At 64.5% G+C, this 21,167-nt stretch carries 20 protein-coding genes; 8 read left to right on the top strand and 12 right to left on the bottom strand.

Going from position 1 to position 21,167, the window contains the following annotated elements:
• Positions 1–3: 3 nt before the first annotated feature.
• From K3M67_RS18860 to K3M67_RS18885, 6 genes are all read right to left on the bottom strand, one after another.
• On the bottom strand, positions 4–417 hold the full coding sequence (locus tag K3M67_RS18860) for a nuclear transport factor 2 family protein (protein WP_066855027.1): 414 nt from the start codon (positions 415–417) through the stop codon (positions 4–6).
• Positions 414–2,096, bottom strand: a complete 1,683-nt coding sequence (locus K3M67_RS18865; RefSeq protein ID WP_066855030.1) for a class I adenylate-forming enzyme family protein — start codon at positions 2,094–2,096, stop codon at positions 414–416. The genes K3M67_RS18860 and K3M67_RS18865 overlap by 4 nt, the downstream gene beginning before the upstream one ends.
• 21 nt (positions 2,097–2,117) lie before the next feature.
• Positions 2,118–3,299, bottom strand: a complete 1,182-nt coding sequence (locus K3M67_RS18870) for an FAS1-like dehydratase domain-containing protein (protein WP_285833004.1) — start codon at positions 3,297–3,299, stop codon at positions 2,118–2,120.
• Positions 3,300–3,324: 25 nt separating this feature from the next.
• The gene (acuI, locus tag K3M67_RS18875) at positions 3,325–4,308 is read right to left on the bottom strand and encodes an acrylyl-CoA reductase (NADPH) (RefSeq protein WP_066855036.1); all 984 of its coding nucleotides are present in this window, start codon (positions 4,306–4,308) and stop codon (positions 3,325–3,327) included.
• A 3-nt stretch (positions 4,309–4,311) separates the two neighbouring features.
• Positions 4,312–4,998 carry a TetR/AcrR family transcriptional regulator gene (locus K3M67_RS18880; protein WP_285833005.1) on the bottom strand — a complete coding sequence of 229 codons (687 nt, stop codon included), beginning with the start codon at positions 4,996–4,998 and terminating at the stop codon, positions 4,312–4,314.
• A 292-nt stretch (positions 4,999–5,290) separates the two neighbouring features.
• A complete protein-coding gene (locus K3M67_RS18885) occupies positions 5,291–7,714 on the bottom strand; it encodes a TonB-dependent receptor (protein ID WP_066855042.1) in 2,424 nt (807 codons plus the stop codon).
• Between the two features lie 267 nt (positions 7,715–7,981).
• Here K3M67_RS18885 and K3M67_RS18890 point away from each other — a divergent pair, with 267 nt between their 5' ends.
• From K3M67_RS18890 to K3M67_RS18905, 4 genes are all read left to right on the top strand, one after another.
• Positions 7,982–8,560: a TetR/AcrR family transcriptional regulator gene (locus K3M67_RS18890; RefSeq protein ID WP_285833006.1), complete on the top strand. Its 579-nt coding sequence runs from the start codon at positions 7,982–7,984 to the stop codon at positions 8,558–8,560.
• 70 nt (positions 8,561–8,630) lie between these two features.
• Entirely contained in the window at positions 8,631–9,818 is a 1,188-nt protein-coding gene (locus tag K3M67_RS18895; protein ID WP_285833007.1) for an aromatic ring-hydroxylating oxygenase subunit alpha, read from the top strand.
• Positions 9,815–10,153 (top strand): hypothetical protein, encoded by a 339-nt coding sequence (locus tag K3M67_RS18900; protein WP_066855051.1) that lies wholly within the window; start codon positions 9,815–9,817, stop codon positions 10,151–10,153. Before K3M67_RS18895 ends, K3M67_RS18900 begins: the two co-directional genes overlap by 4 nt.
• A gap of 13 nt (positions 10,154–10,166) precedes the next feature.
• Positions 10,167–10,967 carry an SDR family NAD(P)-dependent oxidoreductase gene (locus K3M67_RS18905; RefSeq protein WP_285833008.1) on the top strand — a complete coding sequence of 267 codons (801 nt, stop codon included), beginning with the start codon at positions 10,167–10,169 and terminating at the stop codon, positions 10,965–10,967.
• A 30-nt stretch (positions 10,968–10,997) separates the two neighbouring features.
• On the opposite strand, the gene K3M67_RS18910 is transcribed toward K3M67_RS18905, so the two are convergent.
• The 3 genes from K3M67_RS18910 to K3M67_RS18920 form a co-directional block, all read right to left on the bottom strand.
• Positions 10,998–11,378 carry a VOC family protein gene (locus tag K3M67_RS18910; protein WP_066855057.1) on the bottom strand — a complete coding sequence of 127 codons (381 nt, stop codon included), beginning with the start codon at positions 11,376–11,378 and terminating at the stop codon, positions 10,998–11,000.
• A 19-nt stretch (positions 11,379–11,397) separates the two neighbouring features.
• The gene (locus K3M67_RS18915; protein WP_066855060.1) at positions 11,398–11,865 is read right to left on the bottom strand and encodes a VOC family protein; all 468 of its coding nucleotides are present in this window, start codon (positions 11,863–11,865) and stop codon (positions 11,398–11,400) included.
• Positions 11,866–11,978: 113 nt separating this feature from the next.
• On the bottom strand, positions 11,979–12,851 hold the full coding sequence (locus tag K3M67_RS18920) for a helix-turn-helix transcriptional regulator (protein ID WP_066855063.1): 873 nt from the start codon (positions 12,849–12,851) through the stop codon (positions 11,979–11,981).
• A gap of 148 nt (positions 12,852–12,999) precedes the next feature.
• Here K3M67_RS18920 and K3M67_RS18925 point away from each other — a divergent pair, with 148 nt between their 5' ends.
• The 4 genes from K3M67_RS18925 to K3M67_RS18940 are packed head-to-tail and all read left to right on the top strand — an operon-like array spanning position 13,000 to position 17,285.
• Positions 13,000–13,821 carry an SDR family NAD(P)-dependent oxidoreductase gene (locus K3M67_RS18925; protein ID WP_285833009.1) on the top strand — a complete coding sequence of 274 codons (822 nt, stop codon included), beginning with the start codon at positions 13,000–13,002 and terminating at the stop codon, positions 13,819–13,821.
• 16 nt (positions 13,822–13,837) lie between these two features.
• Positions 13,838–14,851 (top strand): zinc-dependent alcohol dehydrogenase, encoded by a 1,014-nt coding sequence (locus tag K3M67_RS18930; protein WP_353051194.1) that lies wholly within the window; start codon positions 13,838–13,840, stop codon positions 14,849–14,851.
• Entirely contained in the window at positions 14,848–16,122 is a 1,275-nt protein-coding gene (locus K3M67_RS18935; RefSeq protein WP_066855068.1) for an MBL fold metallo-hydrolase, read from the top strand. Before K3M67_RS18930 ends, K3M67_RS18935 begins: the two co-directional genes overlap by 4 nt.
• On the top strand, positions 16,122–17,285 hold the full coding sequence (locus tag K3M67_RS18940) for a sulfotransferase family protein (protein ID WP_066855360.1): 1,164 nt from the start codon (positions 16,122–16,124) through the stop codon (positions 17,283–17,285). Before K3M67_RS18935 ends, K3M67_RS18940 begins: the two co-directional genes overlap by 1 nt.
• Before the next feature lie 38 nt (positions 17,286–17,323).
• On the opposite strand, the gene K3M67_RS18945 is transcribed toward K3M67_RS18940, so the two are convergent.
• From K3M67_RS18945 to K3M67_RS18955, 3 genes are all read right to left on the bottom strand, one after another.
• The gene (locus K3M67_RS18945) at positions 17,324–18,235 is read right to left on the bottom strand and encodes an SDR family NAD(P)-dependent oxidoreductase (protein ID WP_285833011.1); all 912 of its coding nucleotides are present in this window, start codon (positions 18,233–18,235) and stop codon (positions 17,324–17,326) included.
• A 114-nt stretch (positions 18,236–18,349) separates the two neighbouring features.
• Positions 18,350–19,498 (bottom strand): FAS1-like dehydratase domain-containing protein, encoded by a 1,149-nt coding sequence (locus K3M67_RS18950; protein ID WP_066855073.1) that lies wholly within the window; start codon positions 19,496–19,498, stop codon positions 18,350–18,352.
• Positions 19,499–19,514: 16 nt separating this feature from the next.
• On the bottom strand, positions 19,515–21,095 hold the full coding sequence (locus K3M67_RS18955) for an acetate--CoA ligase (RefSeq protein WP_066855075.1): 1,581 nt from the start codon (positions 21,093–21,095) through the stop codon (positions 19,515–19,517).
• Positions 21,096–21,167 lie beyond the last annotated feature (72 nt).

The raw sequence follows: 21,167 nt of genomic DNA on the forward strand, positions 1-21,167 counted from the left end.
TCCTCATTCCATGCGGTCGAACCGCACTTGCGCGATCCGCCATCCCTGCGGCGTCAGGCGAAAGCGGTCGGCATAGCGCCCCATCACCGTGTCGATGACACCGCTCTCGCGACGTTTAAGCTTGACCATTACCGTCCAGTCACCCCTCAGCTCGTCCCCATCCACCTCGATCCGGGGCGAATGGAGCATGTGCAGCACCCACAGGCTGTTGCCGGCAATGGCGGTACAGAGAAAGCCGGTGATCGCATCGGCACCCTCGAGCAGGCCCATGCCATAGTCGCCCACGAAATCGGTGGTGAAGATCTTGGCGAACAGGGTACGGGCCTCATCCGGATCCTGCGCGGCCAGATCGGCGGCCGCACAATAGCGCGCCTTGAGATTGGCGATGGTCAGCGCCTGATCCGCAAGGCCGTTCATGCCGGCTCGGCTTCGAGCCGCTTCGCCACCAGCGCCTTGAGATCGGCGGTCTTGATCTTCGCGCTGCCGGTCAGCGCCAGATCCTCCTCGCTGAAAAAGAGAACGCGACGTGGGACCTTGTAACTGGCCAGCTGACCTTTGGCGAAACCGCGCACATCCTCTTCCGCCAATGCGGCGCCGTCATGCGGGACGATGCAGGCGACGACCAGTTCGCCCAGCGTTTCATGCGGGACGCCGACCGTCTGGGTCATCTTGACACCGGGACAACCCTTGATGACGGCGTCGATCTCCACCGGGGAAACATTGGCGCCCCCGGTCTTGATGATGTCGTTGAGGCGCCCTTCCCAGAACAGCCTGCCCGCCGCATCCAGATATCCGCCGTCGCCGGTGCGGAAGAAACCCTCCGCGTCGACGCTTTCATCCAGCGGCACGCCGACATAGCCGAGCATCAGCGTCGGCCCCTTGACCGCGATCTCGCCACGTTCGCCCAGCGGCATGACGGCGCCGGTCAGGGGATCGAGGACCTTGAAGATATTGCCCGGCAGCGGTTTGCCATGGCTGCCGGCAATCTCCGCCTCCGGAGTGCCGGAGTCGAAGATGGCGCTGATCGTGAAGGTTTCGGTATTGCCATAGGCGGCCATTGGTTCCTGCCAGTCGGTCCGGACCGTGGGATGGCGACCCAGCGGCGTGTTCGCCCCGACATAATGGAGCGAGGACAGATCGACATCGCGCCAGTTCGCCGCCCCTTCCAGCTGCGCCCATTGGTGCGGCCAGGCAAAGGCCATGGTCGCGCGCTCCTGTTCCATCAGGCGAAGCGCCTCTTCGGGCTGGAACGTGGCTTGCAGGATCAGGCTGCCGCCCGAGGACAGGGCGCCGCCGATGGCCATGGCGAAATTGCCCGACCAGAAGAAGCCATTGGCCGACCAGGCGCGGGCGTCCTCCCGCGCAGCGAGAAAGCGCTTCCAGCGCCAGAGCTGGAGCGTGACTCCCCGGTGCATGGACAGGATGCCCTTGGGCTTCGCGGTCGAACCGGACGAGAAGAAGAGTACGCCCGGATCGGCGGGCGTCACGGTCGCGGCGGCGGCGTCGACCAGAGCCTGATCGACCGTTGCCCCGCGCGCGAGGAAATCGTCCCACGGCTCGATCATACCGCCTCCGCCTCCGACTGAGGCGATGTGACGCAGGAATGGAAAGCGGGTCGATCCCAGTTCCCCCGGCGCGCTGGTTGCAACCGCCGGCTCCAGCTCGGCGATCATGGACGCAAAATCCTTCTTCAGGACGGAGCGTTCGATGAGCAGGACATGCGCGCCCGAGGCCTGGATCAGGTGATCCAGTTCGGCCGTCGTCGAAAAGGTGCTGAGCGTCGCCGCCACACCGCCGGCGAGCGCCGTACCGAACACCGCAGCGAGAAATTCCGGACGATTGGTCATCAGAACGGCGACGCGCGTACCCTTGCCCACGCCGGCGGCAATGAGCGCGCGGGCCACCACATTGGCCCGCGCCCACAGTTCGTCATAGGTCCACCGCGTGACGGTATCGCCTTCATGCATGACCAGCGCCTCGGCCGGCCCCGATCGCGCCGTGACCTGCCGGAGCCAGCCGCCCAGGGTGAGTTCGCCCAGTCCCGGCTCTTCGCCCAGGGGCGGGCCGGCGACGATCGAAAGCGGCCGATCAGTCATCTTGTCGCTCCCGATTCCCGTTCAGACCAACGGCAACTCGACATCGGCAACCGATTTGACGAGTACCATGCCATCCTGGTTGGACAGGGTAAGCTGCACCCGGACCAGCGGCGCGCCCCACTCGGTGACGTCACGCTTTTCGACCACTTCGGCGTCGAAATAGGTAACGTCGCCTTCAAACGCCGGGCCACGGAAGTCGGACTTGATCCAGCGGACCATGCCGTCATTGCCAGCCCAATAGGCGATATAGTCGGTCGCCCAGGCCTGCATCGTCGCGCCATAGCCATAGGCGCGGCTCATGCCGACCTCGCCTGCCTTTTGATCGTCGACGTGACCGCGCGACGGGCCGAGATAGAGGCCGTCGCGCTTGCGCGGGTCGATCAGCGCCCCTTCCTCGTCAAACCCGAAACCATCCGCCCAGCCCGGATCCTGGTTCACCCACGGATCGTCGACGCCAGCCGGCGCGACCCAGTCCATGCTGCCCCAGATGTTGAACATGAAGGCGCGATATTCGGTGGCGAAGGTCGCCTTGGTATGCGGGCCGATCACACGGCGCACCAGCTTGTCGCCGACCGACACATCCTCCCAGCGGGGCGATACGCCCTCCCGATAGGCCATCAGCCAATTATGGCGCACCGCATCGACCTGCTCCAGCTCGGCGTCGGACCAGCGCTTCAATTCGCCCAACATGCTGTCATACATGCCGCGCTTTTCGGCTTCCTCCTTGAGATAGCGGATGGCGGTCGAGCGCGCCTTGGCAACGAGCGAGCCGTCCTGCTTGTAATGCAACGTATCGCCGCGCGAAAACATGGTCGGACCGGCGAATTTGGTGTCGGTGACCTTATAGTCGTGGAAGCGGCGCTTCTGGGTCAGATGGTCGCCCGGGCGGATGCGCGCGCCATAATACCACCATTCCTCGCCACCGAAGATCAGGTGCGAATCCTTGATATAGCCGACGCAGGCGGGCGCGCAGCCATGGCCATAGTCCATGCACACCGCGATCGACTGGGGCGCCACCAGACCGCCGAACTGGCTCTGCGCCGCGAAGCGGGGATCCCAGTGGACCGGATTGGGATAATCCATCGCCATCACCCAGCGGCGCAGATCGCTCGACGTCAGCGGCTCGCGAATCTGACCGCCGCCGATTTCCGTACCGACGCGCTTGTCGACATCGCTGAGGTCCATTGTCACCATCTCGTTCATCTCATCCACTCCCTCTTGCGCTGCTTCAGCGATTCACATCGACGACGATGCGGCCGCGCACCTTGCCCGCCAGCAGGTCGGACGCGGCGGCGATCGCCTGCTCCAGCCCGATTTCCTCAGCGATCAGATCGAGCAGGGCAGGATCAAGGTCGCGTGCAAGCCTTCCCCACGCCGCCATGCGCGGCGCGCGCGGCGCCATGACGCTGTCGACGCCCAGCAGGCGAACGCCGCGCAGGATGAAGGGCATCACGGTGGCGGGGAAATCGGCGCCCTGAGCGAGTCCGCACGCCGCGACCGCGCCGCCATAGCGCGTCTGGGCGCAAGCATTGGCGAGCGTGAAGCTCCCCACGGAATCCACGACACCGGCCCAGCGTTCCTTCTGGAGCGGTTTGCCCTTCTCCGACATGGTCGCGCGGTCGATCACGTCATCTGCGCCCAGTTGGGTGAGATAATCTGCCTCCGCAGCCTTGCCGGTCGAGCCGATCACGGTAAAGCCGGCCTTCTTGAGCAGGGCCACGGCAACGCTGCCGACGCCGCCGGTCGCGCCCGTCACCAGCACTTCGCCCTGATCTGGCGTGACGCCGGACCTGACCAGCGCCTCGACGCACAGGGCTGCGGTATAGCCCGCGGTACCGATCGCCATCGCCTGACGCGGGGTGAAGGCATCGGGCAGCGGCACCAGCCAGTCGCCCTTGAGCCGAGCGACCTGGGCAAGGCCGCCCCAATGGCCCTCCCCTACTCCCCAGCCATTGAGGACCACCCGATCGCCGGCCTTCCAGTCGGGATGCTCCGAGGTCCGGACCGTGCCGGCCAGGTCGATGCCCGGCACCATCGGAAATTTGCGAACGACCGGTGAAGCGCCCGTGATCGCCAGACCATCCTTGTAGTTCAGCGTCGAATAGAGGACATCGATAGTGACATCGCCTTCGGGCAGTTGCGCTTCGTCAACCTGGCTGAGCGTGACGCTCTGCTGGTCGTCGGTCTTGTCGATGAGGATGGCGGAAAACATCGGCTATTCCTTCCGGGAATGGGATGAGGGAGATTGGGGCAGACCTTCACGGAGGCGATCGGCAATGTCGGGAAAACGCTCCGGCCGCATCGAGCCGTACATGCACAGACGCAGCGATTCCTGCGCGACGCGCCGGGCGAGGTCGCGGCGCTCTTCGTCGGCGCGCGCGTGCGACTGCGCCCAGACTGGCCAGAGGAAGGCTCCCGCCAGCATCATGACGGATAGCACCTCAACGTCGATGCCGTCCTGCGCAAGATCGGTGTCGGCGAAACGCTGCAACGATCCTTCATATTCACGCCAGAAAGGGTCGGCCATCGGATCGGGCGAAGCCAGCAGTTGCATCAACCAGATGCGGCAGAGTTCGGGATTTTCCATCGCGAAGATGGCCAGGCGATCGGTCGTGTCGGCGATATCGACCTGCTCCACGCGCCGTTCGCCGATCGTTTCGGGATCGCCGAAAACGGCGCGGAACATGCGGTCGGACACCCAGTCGGCTGTCGCCTGGATCAGTTTGTCGCGTGTTTCGAAATGCTGATAGGCAGTCCCCCGGTTGACGCCGGCCAGTACGGCGACTTCGGATAGGCTGATCCCTTCGGGACCATCCTTCGCCAGCAGAGCGCGCGCCGCTTCCAATATCGCCTCCCGTGTCGCCTCGGGGTCGCGGGACCGCCTTTTTCGTGCTTCCGTCATGCCGTCATTCCTTATTTCTCAGGCCCCCCGGTGATGTTGCGTATGAATGCACGCGACGAAGGGCCCACCGATCCAGCGGCGCAAGTCAACATCAGGGGTGTCTATCCGGCAAGAGCACTTAATGACCACCATTGTTCATTATCTTACGCTGCCCGCCTGCACGGGAGTCAACCAGAGCCATCCCATCATCGCCGCCACGAAGAAGCAGCCAATTGCCGAGCCATATGACGGCAAAAGTCCGGGCGACGTGGAGCGCCGCCCGGCCGAATGCTCATGCCAGGGCGCGCCTGCTTCAGCGCGAACCGAAGAAGAAGCGGAGGTTCACGCCAAATTCACGCGGCGGAGTCACCGTAGCGCCAGTATAGGTGCTGGTGAACGTCGCCGCCGTGGTCGTCGCCCCGGTCGCGGTGAAGCCAGTAATCTGCTGGTAAGCGGTGAAGAGCGGCGTCGTGCGCGTCAGCACCTTCGTCGTGTCGAACAGATTCTTGGCGAACAGCGATATTTCCCAGCCGCCGTCCGGATCGCGGATGCCAGCATAGAGATTGGCCAGCGCATAGGCGCCGACATCGTCGAAATTATTGGCGGGATCGCCCTGCGACTTGCCGTTGTAATTGACGAGGCCACGCACGAAGCCATCTACCTTGCCGGAAAGGGCGGTATGATATTCGCCCTGAAGAGTCGCGGTGAAGGGCGGCATGAAGGACGCCCGCTGCGACACGGCGCAGGAGGAGATATTGTCAGCGCCGACCGCCGCCTGCAACTGCGCCAGAGTGGGCGCAGCGCCGACCGGATCAGGCACGCCATCGCCGTTCAGGTCGTTGCAGGGAATATTGCCATTCTGGATCTTGCCCAGCGAATAGCTGGCAGTCAGACCAACATTCAGGCTGCGGGTCACATCGACGTTCAGTTCGCTTTCGATGCCGTTCACCTCGACCGGCACGGCACCCACGAAATTGAACGAATTGACCTGCTGCGCCGTCCCGGTCACCTGGCCGGCCGCATTGCGGATCGCCACGGTGTTGACATAATAGACGCCATTGTTCGGCACGCGGAACGGGAAATTCTTGTACTTCTGGTGATAGGCCGTGACGTTGAAGCGCGCGCGTCCACCCCACAAGGTGCTCTTGAAGCCGAGTTCGTAGGACTTGGAGGTTTCCGGCGGCAGGTTCAGGAAGCTGTTTTCCAGCGCCGACTTGGCGATGTTGAAGTCGCCAATGACATTGATCCCCGGACGCATCGAGCTGCCCGTCGCAGCATAGACCAGGAAGTCCGGCGAGAAATTATGCTTCACCGATGCGCTGTAGATCAGCTTCTTGAGGTTCTGGCTGTCGGCCGCAATCCTGTTGCCATTGACGAACAGGAAGTTTTCCGAATCATATTTGATTTGACGCAGGCCCCCGGAAACTTCGGTCGCTTCCCCGATATGCGCCGTCAGGTTGCCGAAGAAGGATTGTTCGTGCGCACCGCCGGTACGCTGAATATCGGACTGCACGATGGATGCGATGCCACCCCCGAAGGCCGTCGGCAAACGCACGATCGTCGGCGAGGTGAGGCTGGTAGGCGGCGTCAGCTTGTTGTCGAAGAAGCCGATCACATAGTCGAAGATGCCGACGACCCGCTCTTCATTCTGCAGGCGGATTTCGTGGGATGTCGCCTTCGCGATCGTGTCGGTGATCTGGTTGACGTCACGTCCGATGAAGAAATTGCCGCGATCGATATTTTCAGTGGAGTGGAAATCCTGCTTCGACCATTGACCCTGGTAGATCAGCCGCTGGCCGGCCGCCGCCAGTTCGGCGCGCCAGTTGAAAAGGTCGATCCGCTGATTGATGATGCGTGGTTGTTCCTGGATCGAACGCCGGTCCTTGGCGGTGATCAGAACGGGGCTGGGCGCCGCGTTCGGATTCGCCTCGCTGAACGAGATCGATTGATCGTAAGTCCGTGCGTCGCGATCGAGATATTGGTAGGTACCCTCCAGCTTCAGCCAGTCGGCTGGCTCGATCGCCCCCACGACGCGGAAGCTCTTGGTGCGCGAATGCGGATCGGGCGCGCCCGCGCCGCGCGTCAGTGGCCGAATGCGGTCAACCTCATTTTCATCCCACACGCCCGAAACGCGCAGACCGGCCACGCCTTCGATGATCGGCAGGTTCAGCGCGCCCTTGAAATTCAGCGTACCGATGTCGTTTCCGGTCCAGTCGACATAGCCGCCAAACTGATTGAGATCGGGCTTGCGCGACGTGATGGTGATCGAGCCGGAGGGAGAAGCGCGACCACGCAGCGTGCCTTGCGGCCCGCGCTGCACTTCGATCTGGCCGATGTCGTACATCTGCTGCAGGACGATGCCAGGGGAGATCGGGGCGTCATTGAAATAAAATTCGACGGTGCCGTTGTTGCCACTGGCATTGGCGTCGAAATTAACGCCGCGCAGACGGGCGTTACCGCCGATGCCGTTGGCGTTGGTGGTCAATTCCAGACCGGGAGCAAGCGACTTCACCTCGGTGAACTCGCGGAAATTGAGATTGCCGATCGACTGGCCGGTGACTGCGTTGATGACGGCCGGCACGTCCTGCACATCCTCCTCGCGGCGACGGGCCTGAACGATGATGGTCGGTGCATCGAACCCCGCATCCTGCGGCGCCTCCTGCGCCAGTGCCGATGCCGAAGCAGCCAGGGCGGCAATGCTCGTGCCCATGAGGTGATATGCGGTCATGCGCTTCACTTGGTCTCTCCTCCCCTGATCGACGCCGCAGCGAATCCTCCGTTCGCTATCGGCGCAACGCGGTCGTTTCTGTTTCTTTGCGAGTGCCGTTATGCCCGAACCAATTGCCGTGCGAAGCCCTTAACCAACAGGTGTGTCTATATATCGCCGTCGCGATTCCCCTCATATTCCCACCGCTTTCACGCGCCATCGCACGGACAATATTCCCGACCAACATTGTCTTCGCTGCAAGTGGCAAGGCCGATGATTTTGAGGCATGAGGTCGCGATGGAACAGCCCCTTGCCCACCGCCGGCGCAATCGCGCCTATGAGGAAACGCACAGGAGCCTGATCGAGACGGCCGTTACGCTCATTTCGCAGACCGGGATGGCCGGACTGTCGATCGCGGCGCTGGCGCGCGCGGCCGCAATCGACCGGACCACCGTCTATTATCACTTCCGCGCACGCGAAGACCTGCTGAAGGCCGTGCGCGCATGGTCCGCGCAGCAACTGGCCGCAGCCTTCACCGGCGCGGACTCACAGGAAGAGCGAATCGATCACATCACCCGGTTCGTGCTGGACCATCCCGCACTGATCCAACTGTGGATCGCCGATTTCCTGACCGGGACCGACATAAGGGACAATTATCCCCATTGGGATTCACTGGTTGCAGGAGTCGCGGGCACGGCTGCCCAAAGTGGCGTCGATCCCGAAATCTTCTGCACCTTGCTGATCACGGGCGCCGTGATCGGACCGCGCGTCTTCCGCAACGCCGTGCGTCACGACCTGTCGGACGAGGAGATTATCCGCCGCTTTCGCAACGAGCAGCAGAGACTATTGTCGGCCGTCAATCTGGCAAGGCCATAATTTCTACACATCTGTTGAAATTATATTCGTATCGGCTATTCTCTCCGCATTAATCAGCGGGAGGATTTGCATGACTGCGCCAGCAACCGCCTTTGCGCGCGTCGCGGATGAAGAGGTCGCCTTCCTGGGCACCGATCCCATCCCGGCGGCGCCCTATCATGATCCCGACTGGTACGCCGCCGAGCGTCAGGCGATATTCCTGAAGGACTGGATCCAGATCGGCCACATCTGCGAATTACCGGCCGCCGGCAACTTTCTGCGTCGCGACCTGGAGTTCGCCAAGGCATCCCTGCTGATCGTGCGGGCACGCGATGGCGTCATCCGCGCCTTTCATAATGTCTGCACACATCGCGGCACCCAGTTGGTGGAAGAGGCGCAGGGGAAGGCCGCGACGTTCAGCTGCCCCTATCATCGCTGGACCTTCGGCACCGACGGCGCGCTGATTTCCGCACCGGACTTCGAGCAATTCCATGTCAGCAAGGCCGATTGCACCCTGCCACAGGTCGCACTGGCGGTCTGCGCCGGACTGATCTTCGTGAGCTTTGCGCCGGACCCGCCGCCGCTGCGCGACTGGCTGGGCGATCTGGCCGAACGGCTGGAGGCGCTGCCGGTCGCAAGGGCGACGCAATTTTCCGAATATGTCTACGACATCGACGCCAACTGGAAGCTGACCTACGACAATTTCCAGGAAAATTATCATCTGCGCTTCATCCATCCGCGCACCGGCCTGGCCACGCTCAGTCCCGACAATCCCTTCGGCTATCCGCTGCGCTACGGCTTTCATGGCCAGCACCGGACCCAGACCATCTGGTCCAATCCCCAGCCGCAGGTGAAGCCGATGCAGGCCGTCGGCTTCGGCCGGGGCTATGCCGCCGCCATGGCGCGGGCGCTGGTGGGGGGCGACCATGACCGCGACTATTTCGCGCTGTTCCCCAATTTCTTCCTGCTCGGCACCCCCGCACAGCATTTTTCCCATGTCGTCTATCCGGTGTCGGCGACACGGTCGCGCGGTGTGATCCGCATCTACTGGGTCGGCGACGACAGCAGCGCCAGCGAACGCTTCGCCCGTGAACATGCGATGGCGACGGCGCGGGACATTCATGCGGAGGATCGCGCGGTGATCGAGGCGGGCCAGCGTGGCCTGTCCAGCGGGGCGCTGACGCATATCCACTTTCAGACCCAGGAAGCGCTGTGCCGACATCTTTATAAGGGCGTTCGCGACGCGGTCGAAGCCTGGCGGGCGGAGGGAGTGGCATGAGAGCCCTTCTGCCCGCCGGCTTCGAGGCCCTGGAACCATTTGTCGACGGCTGGGCCGTGGACGGCGCGGCCGCACGGGCGGCGCGCCGAACGGCATCGTCCCGCCAGGAACGTCAGACCTTTTTCGACGCCGCCAGCCCTCTTGTCGGCGCAGCGCTGGATCGGTTGGACAACACAGCCCTCACAGAGCATGATGCCGCAGAACGACGGCTCATGCTGCTCTGCCTCTCGCTGGCGCATGTCGCGCAGGCGGTCGAGGTGCAGGGCGACGACGAGGAGCGGCACGCCCTCCATCGGGAAGCGATGCGGATCACGCGCGCGGCGGCGGATCATTGACCGGGAGGACGCGATGAACCTTGGCCTTGCCGGACAGGTAGCGATCGTCACCGGTGCAACGGCGAATATCGGCCGAGCCATCGCGCTGGAACTGGCAGCGGAAAGGGCGATCATCGTCGCGGTCGGGCGCGATGGCGCGGCCGGCGCCCGCGTCACCGCGCAATGCCGGGAGCGCGGGGCGACCGCCGCCCATTTCCTTTCGGCGGAGCTGACCGATCCCGATGCGGCGACCCGGATCGCCGCAGTGGCCGAAGCGATCGGGCCGGTGGCGGTGCTCGTCAACAATGTGGGCGCCGGCTTCTTTGCAGAGTCCGACCCGGCTACATGGAACAGGGACATCGACCTCAACCTGGGCACGGTGCTGCGCATGACCCATGCCATGCTACCTGCGATGATCGCGCGGAAAAGCGGTGCGATCGTCAACATCGGGTCCACCGCCGGTCTGGTCGGGGATTATATGCTGCCGGTCTATTCGGCGGCCAAGGCGGCGGTCCATGGCTTTACCAAAGTGCTGGCCAAGGAAGTCGGCCAGCATGGCGTGCGCGTCAATTGCGTCGCCCCCTATGGCACGATCTCGACCGACCCCGACGCCTTCAGCAAGGGAAGCCGCTTCAATCCCGACGACGGGTTTTTCCGCAAGGCCTTTGCCGGTGCCAGTCCCGATGACATGGTCCGGCGCGCGCGCCGGACGGTGCTGGGACGGCCGGTCGCGACCGCGCAGGAGGTAGCGACGCTTGCGGTGTATCTGGCGAGCGACCGGGCCGGCTTCACCACGGGACAGGTCTATGCCGTGGACGGCGGCAGCCTGCTTTAGCGCCGATCGACATTCAGATGATGACGGGCGCTAGTCTGGCGGGCCGAAACGGAACACGACCAGCTTGTTGCCGTCCAGATCGCGAAAATAGGCGCCATAGAAGCCATCGGGGTCATCGCCCCGGATGCCCGGCTTGCCCTCGCAGGTACCACCCAGTTCCAGCGCCTTTGCGTGGACCGCATCGACGGTCGCGCGGCTCGCCGCCTGGATGCCGACCTGGTTGCCGTTGCCGGGGGTCGCCTCCCCTTCGAACGGCTTGCCGATCAGCAGCATTCCGCCGTCGGCGGTCTTATAGGCGACAACGTCAGGCCGGTCGAAGGCGCGCATGGCGCCCAGCAAAGTGGCGATGCCATCGTAGAACGTCTTGGCGCGATCCAGGTCGCGGGTGCCGAAGCGGGCAAGACTGATCATCGTTATTGTCCCTTCCTCTTCATCGTCCACCCATCGCCGCCCAGCGATCCGGCTCCATCCAGACATATTCGGTATAATGGCCGAGCCAAGATCGCGTATCGAGATAGAGGAACTCCAGCTTGCCCGGCGTCCCGCCCTTCAGCACGATCGGGAAGGGCTGCTCCGCGACCCGCGTCATCAGCGCGTCCCAGTCATCGACGACATGGCAGACATGGTGGAAGGCCAGCCGGTCATCAGCGGGCAACGCATCGCGATAGATGGCGAGGACGTCGCCCCCCTTCGGCTCGATCAGTTCATAGTTGAGATCCTCGACCCAGACGAAGGCGAGCTTCTGAACGCCCGTCCCCTCGCCCTGCGGCGTCCAGACATGGACCGGCACCTCGATCTCGTGCAGCGCGCGGACGTCGGCCCGAGCCCGGAACTCAGCGACCGCCTTGTCGACGTTTCGCGTGACATAGGCATTCTGATAATGGCGTCCCACGATCATGGTCCGTCCTCTCCCGATTATCTTTACAACGAAATGGACAGATAAACGGCACTCGCCAACCATCCCATCTGTCGATCGCCAGCCCTATCGTCGATATCGGGCCAAAGCGCGCATCAGCCAGCCTTGGGCAGGCGGCGCTGGCGAAACTGGCGCGGGGTCGCGCCGGTCGCGCGGCGAAAGGCGTAAGCGAAGCTCGACGGGGACGCGAAGCCGAGCGCGAAGGCGATTTCCTTGACGCTCTCGCCCGTCCCCAGATGGCGCTTGGCCATGTCGATGCGGATCTGCGCAACATGGTCGCCGATCGAACAACCGCGACTAGCCCGGAAGCCGCGGGTGAGCTGGCGCACCGACATGTTGCAGAGCGCCGCCAGTTCCTCCAGCGGCGGCGGCGGACCGGGCTGGTGCAGCCGCTCGTCGAGCCGCCGCAGCCGCCAGGAGGCGAGTCCCCCGGTGATTGGTCCCTCGGCGATCGCCTGGCAATAGCGGGCGACCTCGATCGCCAGTTGCTGCGCGATCAGTTCCGCCAGCATGTCGCCGCCCGGCCCCGGATGCCGCACTTCTTCCGCCAGCCGCAACAGGCAGGCGCGCATGTGCGGATGCGCGATGTCCAGCCCCGCCGCCAGCCGTCGGTCGGTCCATTCGATGCCGCCGTCGAGCCAGCGGTCGATGGTCACGGCGGGAATTTCGCACACGACCGACGCCTGTCGTCCGCCCGATTCGCTGCGGATATGAATCCCTTCCCCCGGCGGCACGAGGAAAATCTCCCCCAACGGTTCATAGCGATGCGGGCCCCAACGTTCGCGATAGCAGCCCCGCGCCTTTTCCGGGCGGGGCGTCAGGCACAGGTCGAGCCAATAATGATCGGCGCGGCGGAACAGCCGGTCGGTCGGCTGGGCGAGATGCAAGCGCATGATCCGCACCTTCGCCGAGGACACGACCAGTTCCGCCTCGAAGGTGGAGTCGGCGTAGGTTTCCAATGGCGGCATCGCCCTCTCCGGCTGACATGGTCTTGGCCCTGTCGGTGGATTATGACCCGATTGCTACAGTCAGGTCAATTGCGACCCGCCCCGCTCTCCCCGACACTCTGCGCCAAGCGAACGACCGCCAGCGGGCGGCGATTATGCAAGGAGAGCGGTGGTGACGGGTCTTTTCGACTGTTCGGAGAAGGTTGCGCTGGTGACGGGCGGCAATGGCGGCATTGGGCTGGGCTTTGCGCGCGGGATCGCGAAAATGGGCGGGCAGATCGCCATCTGGGCACGCAACGTGGACAAGAATGAGGTCGCCAAGGCAGACCTGCTGGCGGCAGGTGCGAGCCGCGTCGAAACCTACCAGGTCGATGTGGCATCCGAAGCGGCGATCGTCGCGGGCTATGCACAGTTGCTCGCCGATTTCGGGCGGATCGACTGCGTCTTCGCCAATTCGGGACGCGCCTCGCGCAGCCGGTCGGTGCTGACGCTGGATTCGGCCGAATGGCATGACCTGCTGGCGGTGAACCTGCATGGCGCCTTCTTCACCCTTCGCGAAGGCGCCAAGGCGATGGTCGCGCGCGCCGACGCCGGCGAACCGGGCGGCAGCCTGGTCTATTGCGGCAGCCTGTCCATGTTCCACGGGATGCCCGGCATCAACAATTATGCCGCGTCCAAGGGGGGCATGGGCGCGGCCGTGCGCGGCATGGCGGCGGAACTGGGCAAATATGAGATCCGCGCGAACAGCATCGCGCCCGGCTATGTCAAGACGGGCATCGGCGGCGACCAGGGGATGAGCGAGGAGATGAAGGCGCGCATGGCCGCGGTCGACGCGCATTTTTCCGCCAAGACGCCGATCCACCGGCCGGGCGCGATCGAGGATTTCGAGGGGATCGGCGCCTATCTCTGTTCCGACGCGTCCCGCTTCCACACCGGCGACACGATCGTGATCGACGGCGGCAGCCTGATCTATCCCCCCTACGCCTTCTGAAAAGCGGAGAGCGATGATGCGCCTGCTCACCATCCATGACGTGAACGATGTGCGGCTCGACCCCTATCAGCGTCCCGAACCAGGGCCGAAGGATGTGGTCGTGAAGATGAAGGCCTGCGGCATCTGCGGCAGCGACCTGAGCTACATCAAGGCAGGCGGCATCCCGCGTCCCGGCACGAAGACCGCGCTGGGCCATGAGGGCGCAGGTGAACTGATGTTCGTGGGGGACGAGGTTTCGGGCGTGTCCGTGGGCCAGAGCGTCATCATCAACCCGATGATGACGCCGAGCTATGTCGGCAGCGGCGGGCCGGAAGGCGCCTTCACCGAGGAACTGCTGGTCCGCGACGCGCGGCTGGGCGACAGCCTGCTGCCGATCCCCGAGGGCATATCCTATGACGTGGCGGCGATGTGCGAGCCGCTGGCAGTGGCGATGCACGGGGTCAACCGGGCGCAGGCCAAGGCCGGCGACAGGATCGTGATCTTCGGCTGCGGGCCGATTGGCCTGGGCATGATCCTGTGGGCGGTCGACCGGGGCTGCACCGACGTGATCGCGCTCGACCTGGCCGAAGAGCGGCTGGAGCGCGCGCGCGCGCTGGGCGCCCACACGATCAACCCCGGCGCGGAGGATGCAATCGCACGGATCAAGGAGATTCACGGCACGGTCATGGTGTTCGGGCGCGAAAAGGCGTCGACCGACGCCTATATCGACGCAGCCGGCGCGCCGTCCATCCTGCATGACGTGGTGACGCTGGCCAAGACCCATGCTCGCCATGTCATCACGGCGGCTTACCTCAAGCCCGTCGAACTGCCCGCCGGGCCGATGCTGACGACCGAGATGACGATTACCACGGCAGTCGGCTATCCGACCGAAATGCCCGAGGTGATCGCGGCGATGCCACGCCTGAAGGACAAGATCGGTGCGCTCATCAGCCACCGGCTACCTTTCGACCGGGTGATCGAGGGGCTGGGCATCGCCGCGCAGCCGCAATCGGCCAAGGTGATCATCGAATTCGACGGAGCGGGCGCATGAGCATGGCCGCCGACACCAGGCCACAGACGCCGCTCGGCGCGCTGGTCACGTCCGGGGACGGGCAGAACGAAGCCGTCCGGATCGCCGACGGTATCCTCATGGTGAAGGATATTTCCAACGCCTATCTAGTGACGACGCAGGATGGCGACCTGCTGGTCAATACCGGCTTTTTGGGCAATGGTGCGCGCAACAAGGGGCTGTTCGCGCCGCACCGCACCGGCCCGCTGCGCCGCATCATCCTGACCCAGAGCCATGCCGACCATTATGGCGCGCTACCCGAGCAGCGGGAGGACGGGACGCAGGTGATTGCCGGCGCGGGCTTCACCGAGACGGCCGATTATTTCGACCGGCTCGCGCCCTTCCTCGCCCGCCGGTCGGGGAAATTATGGGCGTCGATGACGCGCCGCGACGGGCCGCCGCCCAAGCCGCCGGTCATCGTCCCCGACATCGAGGTCGCGACCGGCCTGGCCTTCACCCAGGGCGGACGACGCTTCGAACTGGTCAAGACGCCGGGCGGCGAGACGCTGTGCTCCGCCTTCCTGTGGATGCCCGACGAAGGGATCGTCTTCACCGGCAACCTGTTCGGCCCGGTCTGGCGCGCCATGCCCAATCTGGTGACGATCCGCGGCGACCGGCCCCGGCTCGTGCGCGCCTATCTCCGGTCGGTGGAGCAGGTGCGGGCGCTGGACGCAGACCTTGTCATTACCGGCCATGGCGATCCAATCCGGGGACGCGATGCGATCCGCGCCGACCTCGACCGGATGCACGCGGCGGTCAGCTATCTGGAGCGCGAAACCGTCGCGGGCATGAATGCGGGACGGAGCGTGCAGGATCTGATGCGCGACATCGCCCTGCCCGACGACCTGAGGATCGGCGAGTTTCACGGCAAGACGGCCTGGGTCGTGCGCGCCATATGGGAGGAGAATGCCGGCTGGTTCCATTATGCCGACGGAACCACGGCGCTCTATGGCGTGCCGCGATCGGCGGTCGATGCCGACCTTGCCGAAATGGCGGGCGGCGCGGGCGCACTGGCCGCCCGCGCCCATGCCCATGTTGTGGGCCGGCGGCCGCTCGAAGCGCTGCACCTGCTCGACATCGCGCTGCATGTCGCGCCCGATCATGACATGGCGCTGGGCGTCAAGAAGACCGCGCTGGAGCAGTTGCTGGCCGCGAGCGGCGGCACCAACCTGTCGGAAACCATGTGGCTGAAGGCGGAAATCGCCGAGGTCGAGAAGCGCCTGGCCAGCCAGATGCAAGAAGGAGAAGGATGATGACAACCACCACCGCCGGGCTGGACGCGGACGCGATCGTCGCGGCCGCCCGCGAGCAGACGGGTCTGACCGATCTGGGCGACGATGCGATCCTGGAAGGGCTGAACGTCCTGGTCGACGCGATCAATCGGGAGGCGAAGCTGACCGAGGCGGCGCAGGGGCGCTGGGCGCAGCAATTGACGGCGACGCTCGCCAATCGGCTTCAGGTCGAAGATTATCTGGCGAAGCATCCCGCGCTGCTGGACGCGCCGGTCGTAAAGCCCCTGTTCGTGTTCGGCCTGCCGCGCACAGGCACGACGCTGACCATCAACCTGCTCAATGCCGATCCGGCGCGGCGCAGCTTCCTGCGCTGGGAGGCGTTCAACACGGTCCCGCCAGCCGCAGCCGGCGCACTGAGCAGCGACCCGCGCTATGTCGCGGAGCAGGCGCGGCTGGACATGATGCTCAAATATGCACCGCATATCTCGGCCATGCATCATGAGGATGCGGACAGCCCGACCGAGTGCCAATTCTCGATGGCGCCGTCCTTCTGCGCCCAATATTATGACTCGGTGCTCAACATCCCGAGCTACCAGAATTGGCTGTTCTCGACGAGCTACCTGCCCGCCTTCCGCTACCAAAAGCGGCTGTTCCAGCTGTTGCAGGAAAATAATGGCGGCCAGTGGACGCTGAAGAATCCCTGGCACCCGCTGTTCCTGAATGACCTGACCACCATCTATCCCGACGCGCAGCTGGTGATGACCCATCGCGATCCGGCCGATGTCGTCGCGTCGGCGTGCAGCCTGGTCTATCAGGTGCGCAAGATGTTCAGCGACGATGTCGATCCGGTCGAGGTCGGCCGGTCGCAGCTGCGCACCTTCGACCTGATGATCGAGCGGATGCTGGCCTATCGCGCGGCGCATGGCTGGGATGCGATCCACGACATCCAGTATGACCAGCAGCTGGCCGATCCGATCGGCGAGATGCGGCGGCTCTATGCGCGGTTCGACACGCCCCTCACGGCGGAGGCGGAAGCCGCGATGCAGGCGACGCTGAGCGCCAACCCCCAGGGCAAGCATGGCAAGCACAGCTATGCGCTGGAGGATTACGGCTTCGATCGCGCGGGCATCCACGCGCATTTCGAGGATTATATCGACCGCTTCGCGATTCCGGTGAAGGGGTAGGAGGCGCGAGGGGGCGTGTCGCCCCCTCCCCACTCCGTTCAGCCGTCGCGCGCCATGGCGAAGCTGTGGCGCAGATGGGCGAGATGCCCGTCCGGCACGGGCGGGAAGAGCAGCGCATCGTCGGTGGCGCGAATGGCGTCCATGTCAGCCGCGATCTGCTCGATGCTCCAGTCGGGGCGATATACGCCTTGGCTTTCCATCACATAGGCCCGCGCCACGCGACCGGCCATGGCGACGAGCATTTCCCCGGAGATCGCGCAATCCTCATGTGCCAGATAGCCGACGGCAGGCGCGACCTGCTCCGGCTCCATCGGCGGATAGGCGCTGGTGTCCAGCCCCTCGGCCATGCGGGTGACGGCGCCGGGCAGGATGATGTTGCTGCGAATATTGTGCGGCGCGCCCTCGAGCGCGGCGACATTGCACAGGCCGATCATCCCCGACTTGGCGACGCTGTAATTGACCACCCCGGCATTGCCGTAGAGGCCGTTGATCGACCCGGTAAGGATGATCCGGCCATAGTTGGCCGCGATCATGTGCGGGAAAGCCGCACGCATCACATGGAAGGCCCCGCGCAGATGGACATCGAGCACCGTCTCGAAATCCGCAGGGGACAGGTCGGCGATAGCGCCGCGCCGGACGATCCCGGCATTGTGGATGAGGATGTCGATCCGGCCGAACGCCCCGACCGCAGCGTCGATGATCGCCTGCCCCCCTTCGGGCGTCGCGACGCTGGCGGTGGAGGCGACGGCCTTGCCACCCGCTGCGCGGATTTCATCGACGACCGCCTGGGCAGGTCCGGCGTCCGTCCCCTCCCCCTGCATCGACACGCCCGGATCGTTGACGATGACCGCCGCGCCGCGCGCCGCGAGCAGCAACGCATAGGCGCGCCCCAGCCCCCGCCCCGCCCCGGTGATGACCGCCACCCGGCCGTCAAAGCGCATCTCCTCCATCCGTCGGCTCCTCTCCGTCATCTTCCCTGCGATCCTAGCGACGAAGGCCGGACGCAGAAGGGGCGTCGCCGCATATCGCTGCGGCGACGCCCCTCTCTCCACCCCTGTAACGGATCAGCGCGGCTTGCCCGGCAGTTCCGCGATCGCCGTGCCGAAGGCCGAGACTTCACCACGATGCGTTTCCGCGCGCTGCTGGATCTCGACATATTTCTTGCCGTTTTCCTCAAACTTGCGGATCACGCTGCCGTCGATGAAGATCACGTCCCCATCGGGATTGTGGCGACGGATCTGGCACTTGGCCTTGTGCAGGAAGCCATCGTCGCCGATCCAGTTGGTGATCTGGTGGGTCAGCCAGGAACAGCGTTCCGGACCATAGTCATAGGCGCCCGGCGCGCCCACCTCCAGCGCGAAGGCTTCGTCCCAATGGACGCGTTCCGGGCAGTCGGGCACGTTGAAGCGGTTCTTGATGCCCGTGCCGGGATGCTTCTGCTGCATCTTCCAGGCGAGCTTGTTGGCGCGGATATAGAGGCCGCCCCAACCCTGGGCGTAGCAGATGAAGCCGGTGACGGTCATCGGTCCCTTCATCATGCGCGGCAGTTCGTCGCCGACATTGACGTCTTCCCAATAGCGGGGCGTGGCGCCGCGGATGTCTTCCTGCTCGTAGAGCTTGTACATCTCGGCAAGCTGTTCATCGGTGAACGGCTCTACGCGGCCGCGCGCCTCGGTATATTTGGTGCCGCGTTCGCGGGCCTCGTCGCGGTCGGTGCGGAACACCCAGCTGTCGGCTTCGCAGACCTTGTCGCCCTGCTGGTTGAAGAAATCGACATGATAGATCTGCTGGAAGGACCGTCCGGCAAACCGGGTCTGATGCTCGACCAGATCCTTCAGATAGGCTTCGGTGCGGATCGAGTCATTGCGCAGCACCGGCTTGTGCCAGGTCCAGTCGGCGCCAGCCCACATCGCGTGGACGCCCGACAGGCCGCCGCAATAGCCGGAGATGATGCGGCTGGTGGTGAACAGGAAGCTGGGCAGCGCGACCAGCGAGCCATATCTGGTCTTGGCCGCATAGTCCGGGTCGCACCACAGCGGATTGTCGTCGCCGATGCCATGGGCATAGTGGCGGATCGCGTCGCGCGTCGCTTCATAATTCCACGGTTCGACCGTGTTCTCGATCTTGACGCCAATGCGCTTGCGCAGGTCGTCCAGCCCCTCCTCGGTGATCTTGGGGAATTTGTTGGTCGGGGCGTCCGCCAGTGTCGCCATGCTGCTTCTCCTGTCCTTAATGGGTGAGTAGGGCCGCCTTCGCGGCCTCGCGATCGCGCAATATCTTGCGATGAACCTTGCCTGCCGGCGTCTTGGGCAGCTCGGTGACGAACTCCACGACGCGCGGAAATTCATGCTGGGCGAGCCGTTCGCGGGTGAAGTCCTGCAATTGCTTCACCAGCCCGTCGTCGCCGTTGCGATTGGCGATGACGAAGGCCTTGACCACCTGCCCGCGCTGATCGTCGGGCACGCCGATGACCGCGCATTCCAGCACCGCCTCATGCTTGAGCAGCGTATTCTCGATCTCGACCGCGCTCATCGTCCAGCCGGCGGAGATGATGACGTCGTCGGCGCGGCCGCAATGGTAGAAATAGCCATCGCCGTCAGTCCTGGCGCGATCCTTGGTGGTCATCCAGCCGCCGCCACGCCAGAGCATCAGTTCGCCGATCTCGCCGGGTTCGCACACGCTGCCGTCGGGCCGCTGTACTTCCAGCCTTTGTCCCGGCACCGCTTTGCCCAGCGATCCGGGCTTCACGACGAAATCGATGGCGCCGGGATAATTGACCAGCACGACGCCGATTTCGGTCGTGCCATACATGGAACAGGCCGGCACCTGGAAATAGCGGTCGATCCACTCCAGCGTCGCCGGGTCGATCGGCTCGCCGGTGAAGCTCAGCTTCTCGAAATGGAAGCGATAATCGGCCGCCTTTCCGCTGTTCTTCATCATGCGATAATGGGTCGCGGCGGCTGACATATTGGTGATGCCATGATCGTCCAGCGCCTTCATCAGCCGCACCGGATCGAAGCGGCCGGCAAAAGTCCCGGTCGTGACGCCCAGCGCCAGCGGCGCGAGCGTGCCATGCCACAGGCCATGGCCCCAGGCCGGGGACGACGGACAGAAAAACGCGTCGCCCGGACGGATGCCGGTGCCGTAGAGCGCAGCGAACATCAATGTTACCAAGGTCCGGTGGCTGTGCCTGACGGCTTCTGGCAATTCGCGCGTAGTCCCCGACGTATATTGAAAGACGGCGAGGTCATTCGCCTTCGTCTTCGGGGTGTAGCTGGCGGGGAATGCGGCGATCTTGTCCAGCAGCCCCTCATCCGCGACGACGACCCGCGGCCCATCGAGGCTCCGCGCCAGATCGGCCTTTTCTGCATTGGTGATGAGGATGGCCGGCTTGCAGTCATCCACTCGCAGGCGCAGCGCATCCGGCCCGAACAGAGTGAAAAGCGGCACGGAGATCGCACCTGTCTGCATCGCACCGAACAGACAGACGTAGAAAGGGAGCGAGGGTTCGAGCATGAAGGCGATGCGGTCGCCGGGCCGGACGCCCTCGGCATCCAGCCAATGGGCGAACCGCGCGGCGCCAGCCGAGATCATGTCGAAGCTCAAAATCTCGTCACGGCCCCCATCGTCTCCATTGACGGCATGGGCGATGCGGACGGCGGGCCGGCCCGACCCGTCGGCGTGGCGGGTGATACATTCATACGCGATATTCAGATGCTCGCGGTCTCCGTCGAACAATTCCCACAACGCCGCCGAGTTCGCGTGCGCCTGCGCGTCGGCATAGCTTCGATAGTCGGTCAGCTTCGCCATGGGCTCGTCCGTTCCATTAATCCTGGTGAACGGCGTTCCGCCGCTCCTTCCTGGACCAAGGGGATGTCACGA

It is taken from the genome of Sphingobium sp. V4 (assembly GCF_029590555.1).
Classification (GTDB): domain Bacteria; phylum Pseudomonadota; class Alphaproteobacteria; order Sphingomonadales; family Sphingomonadaceae; genus Sphingobium.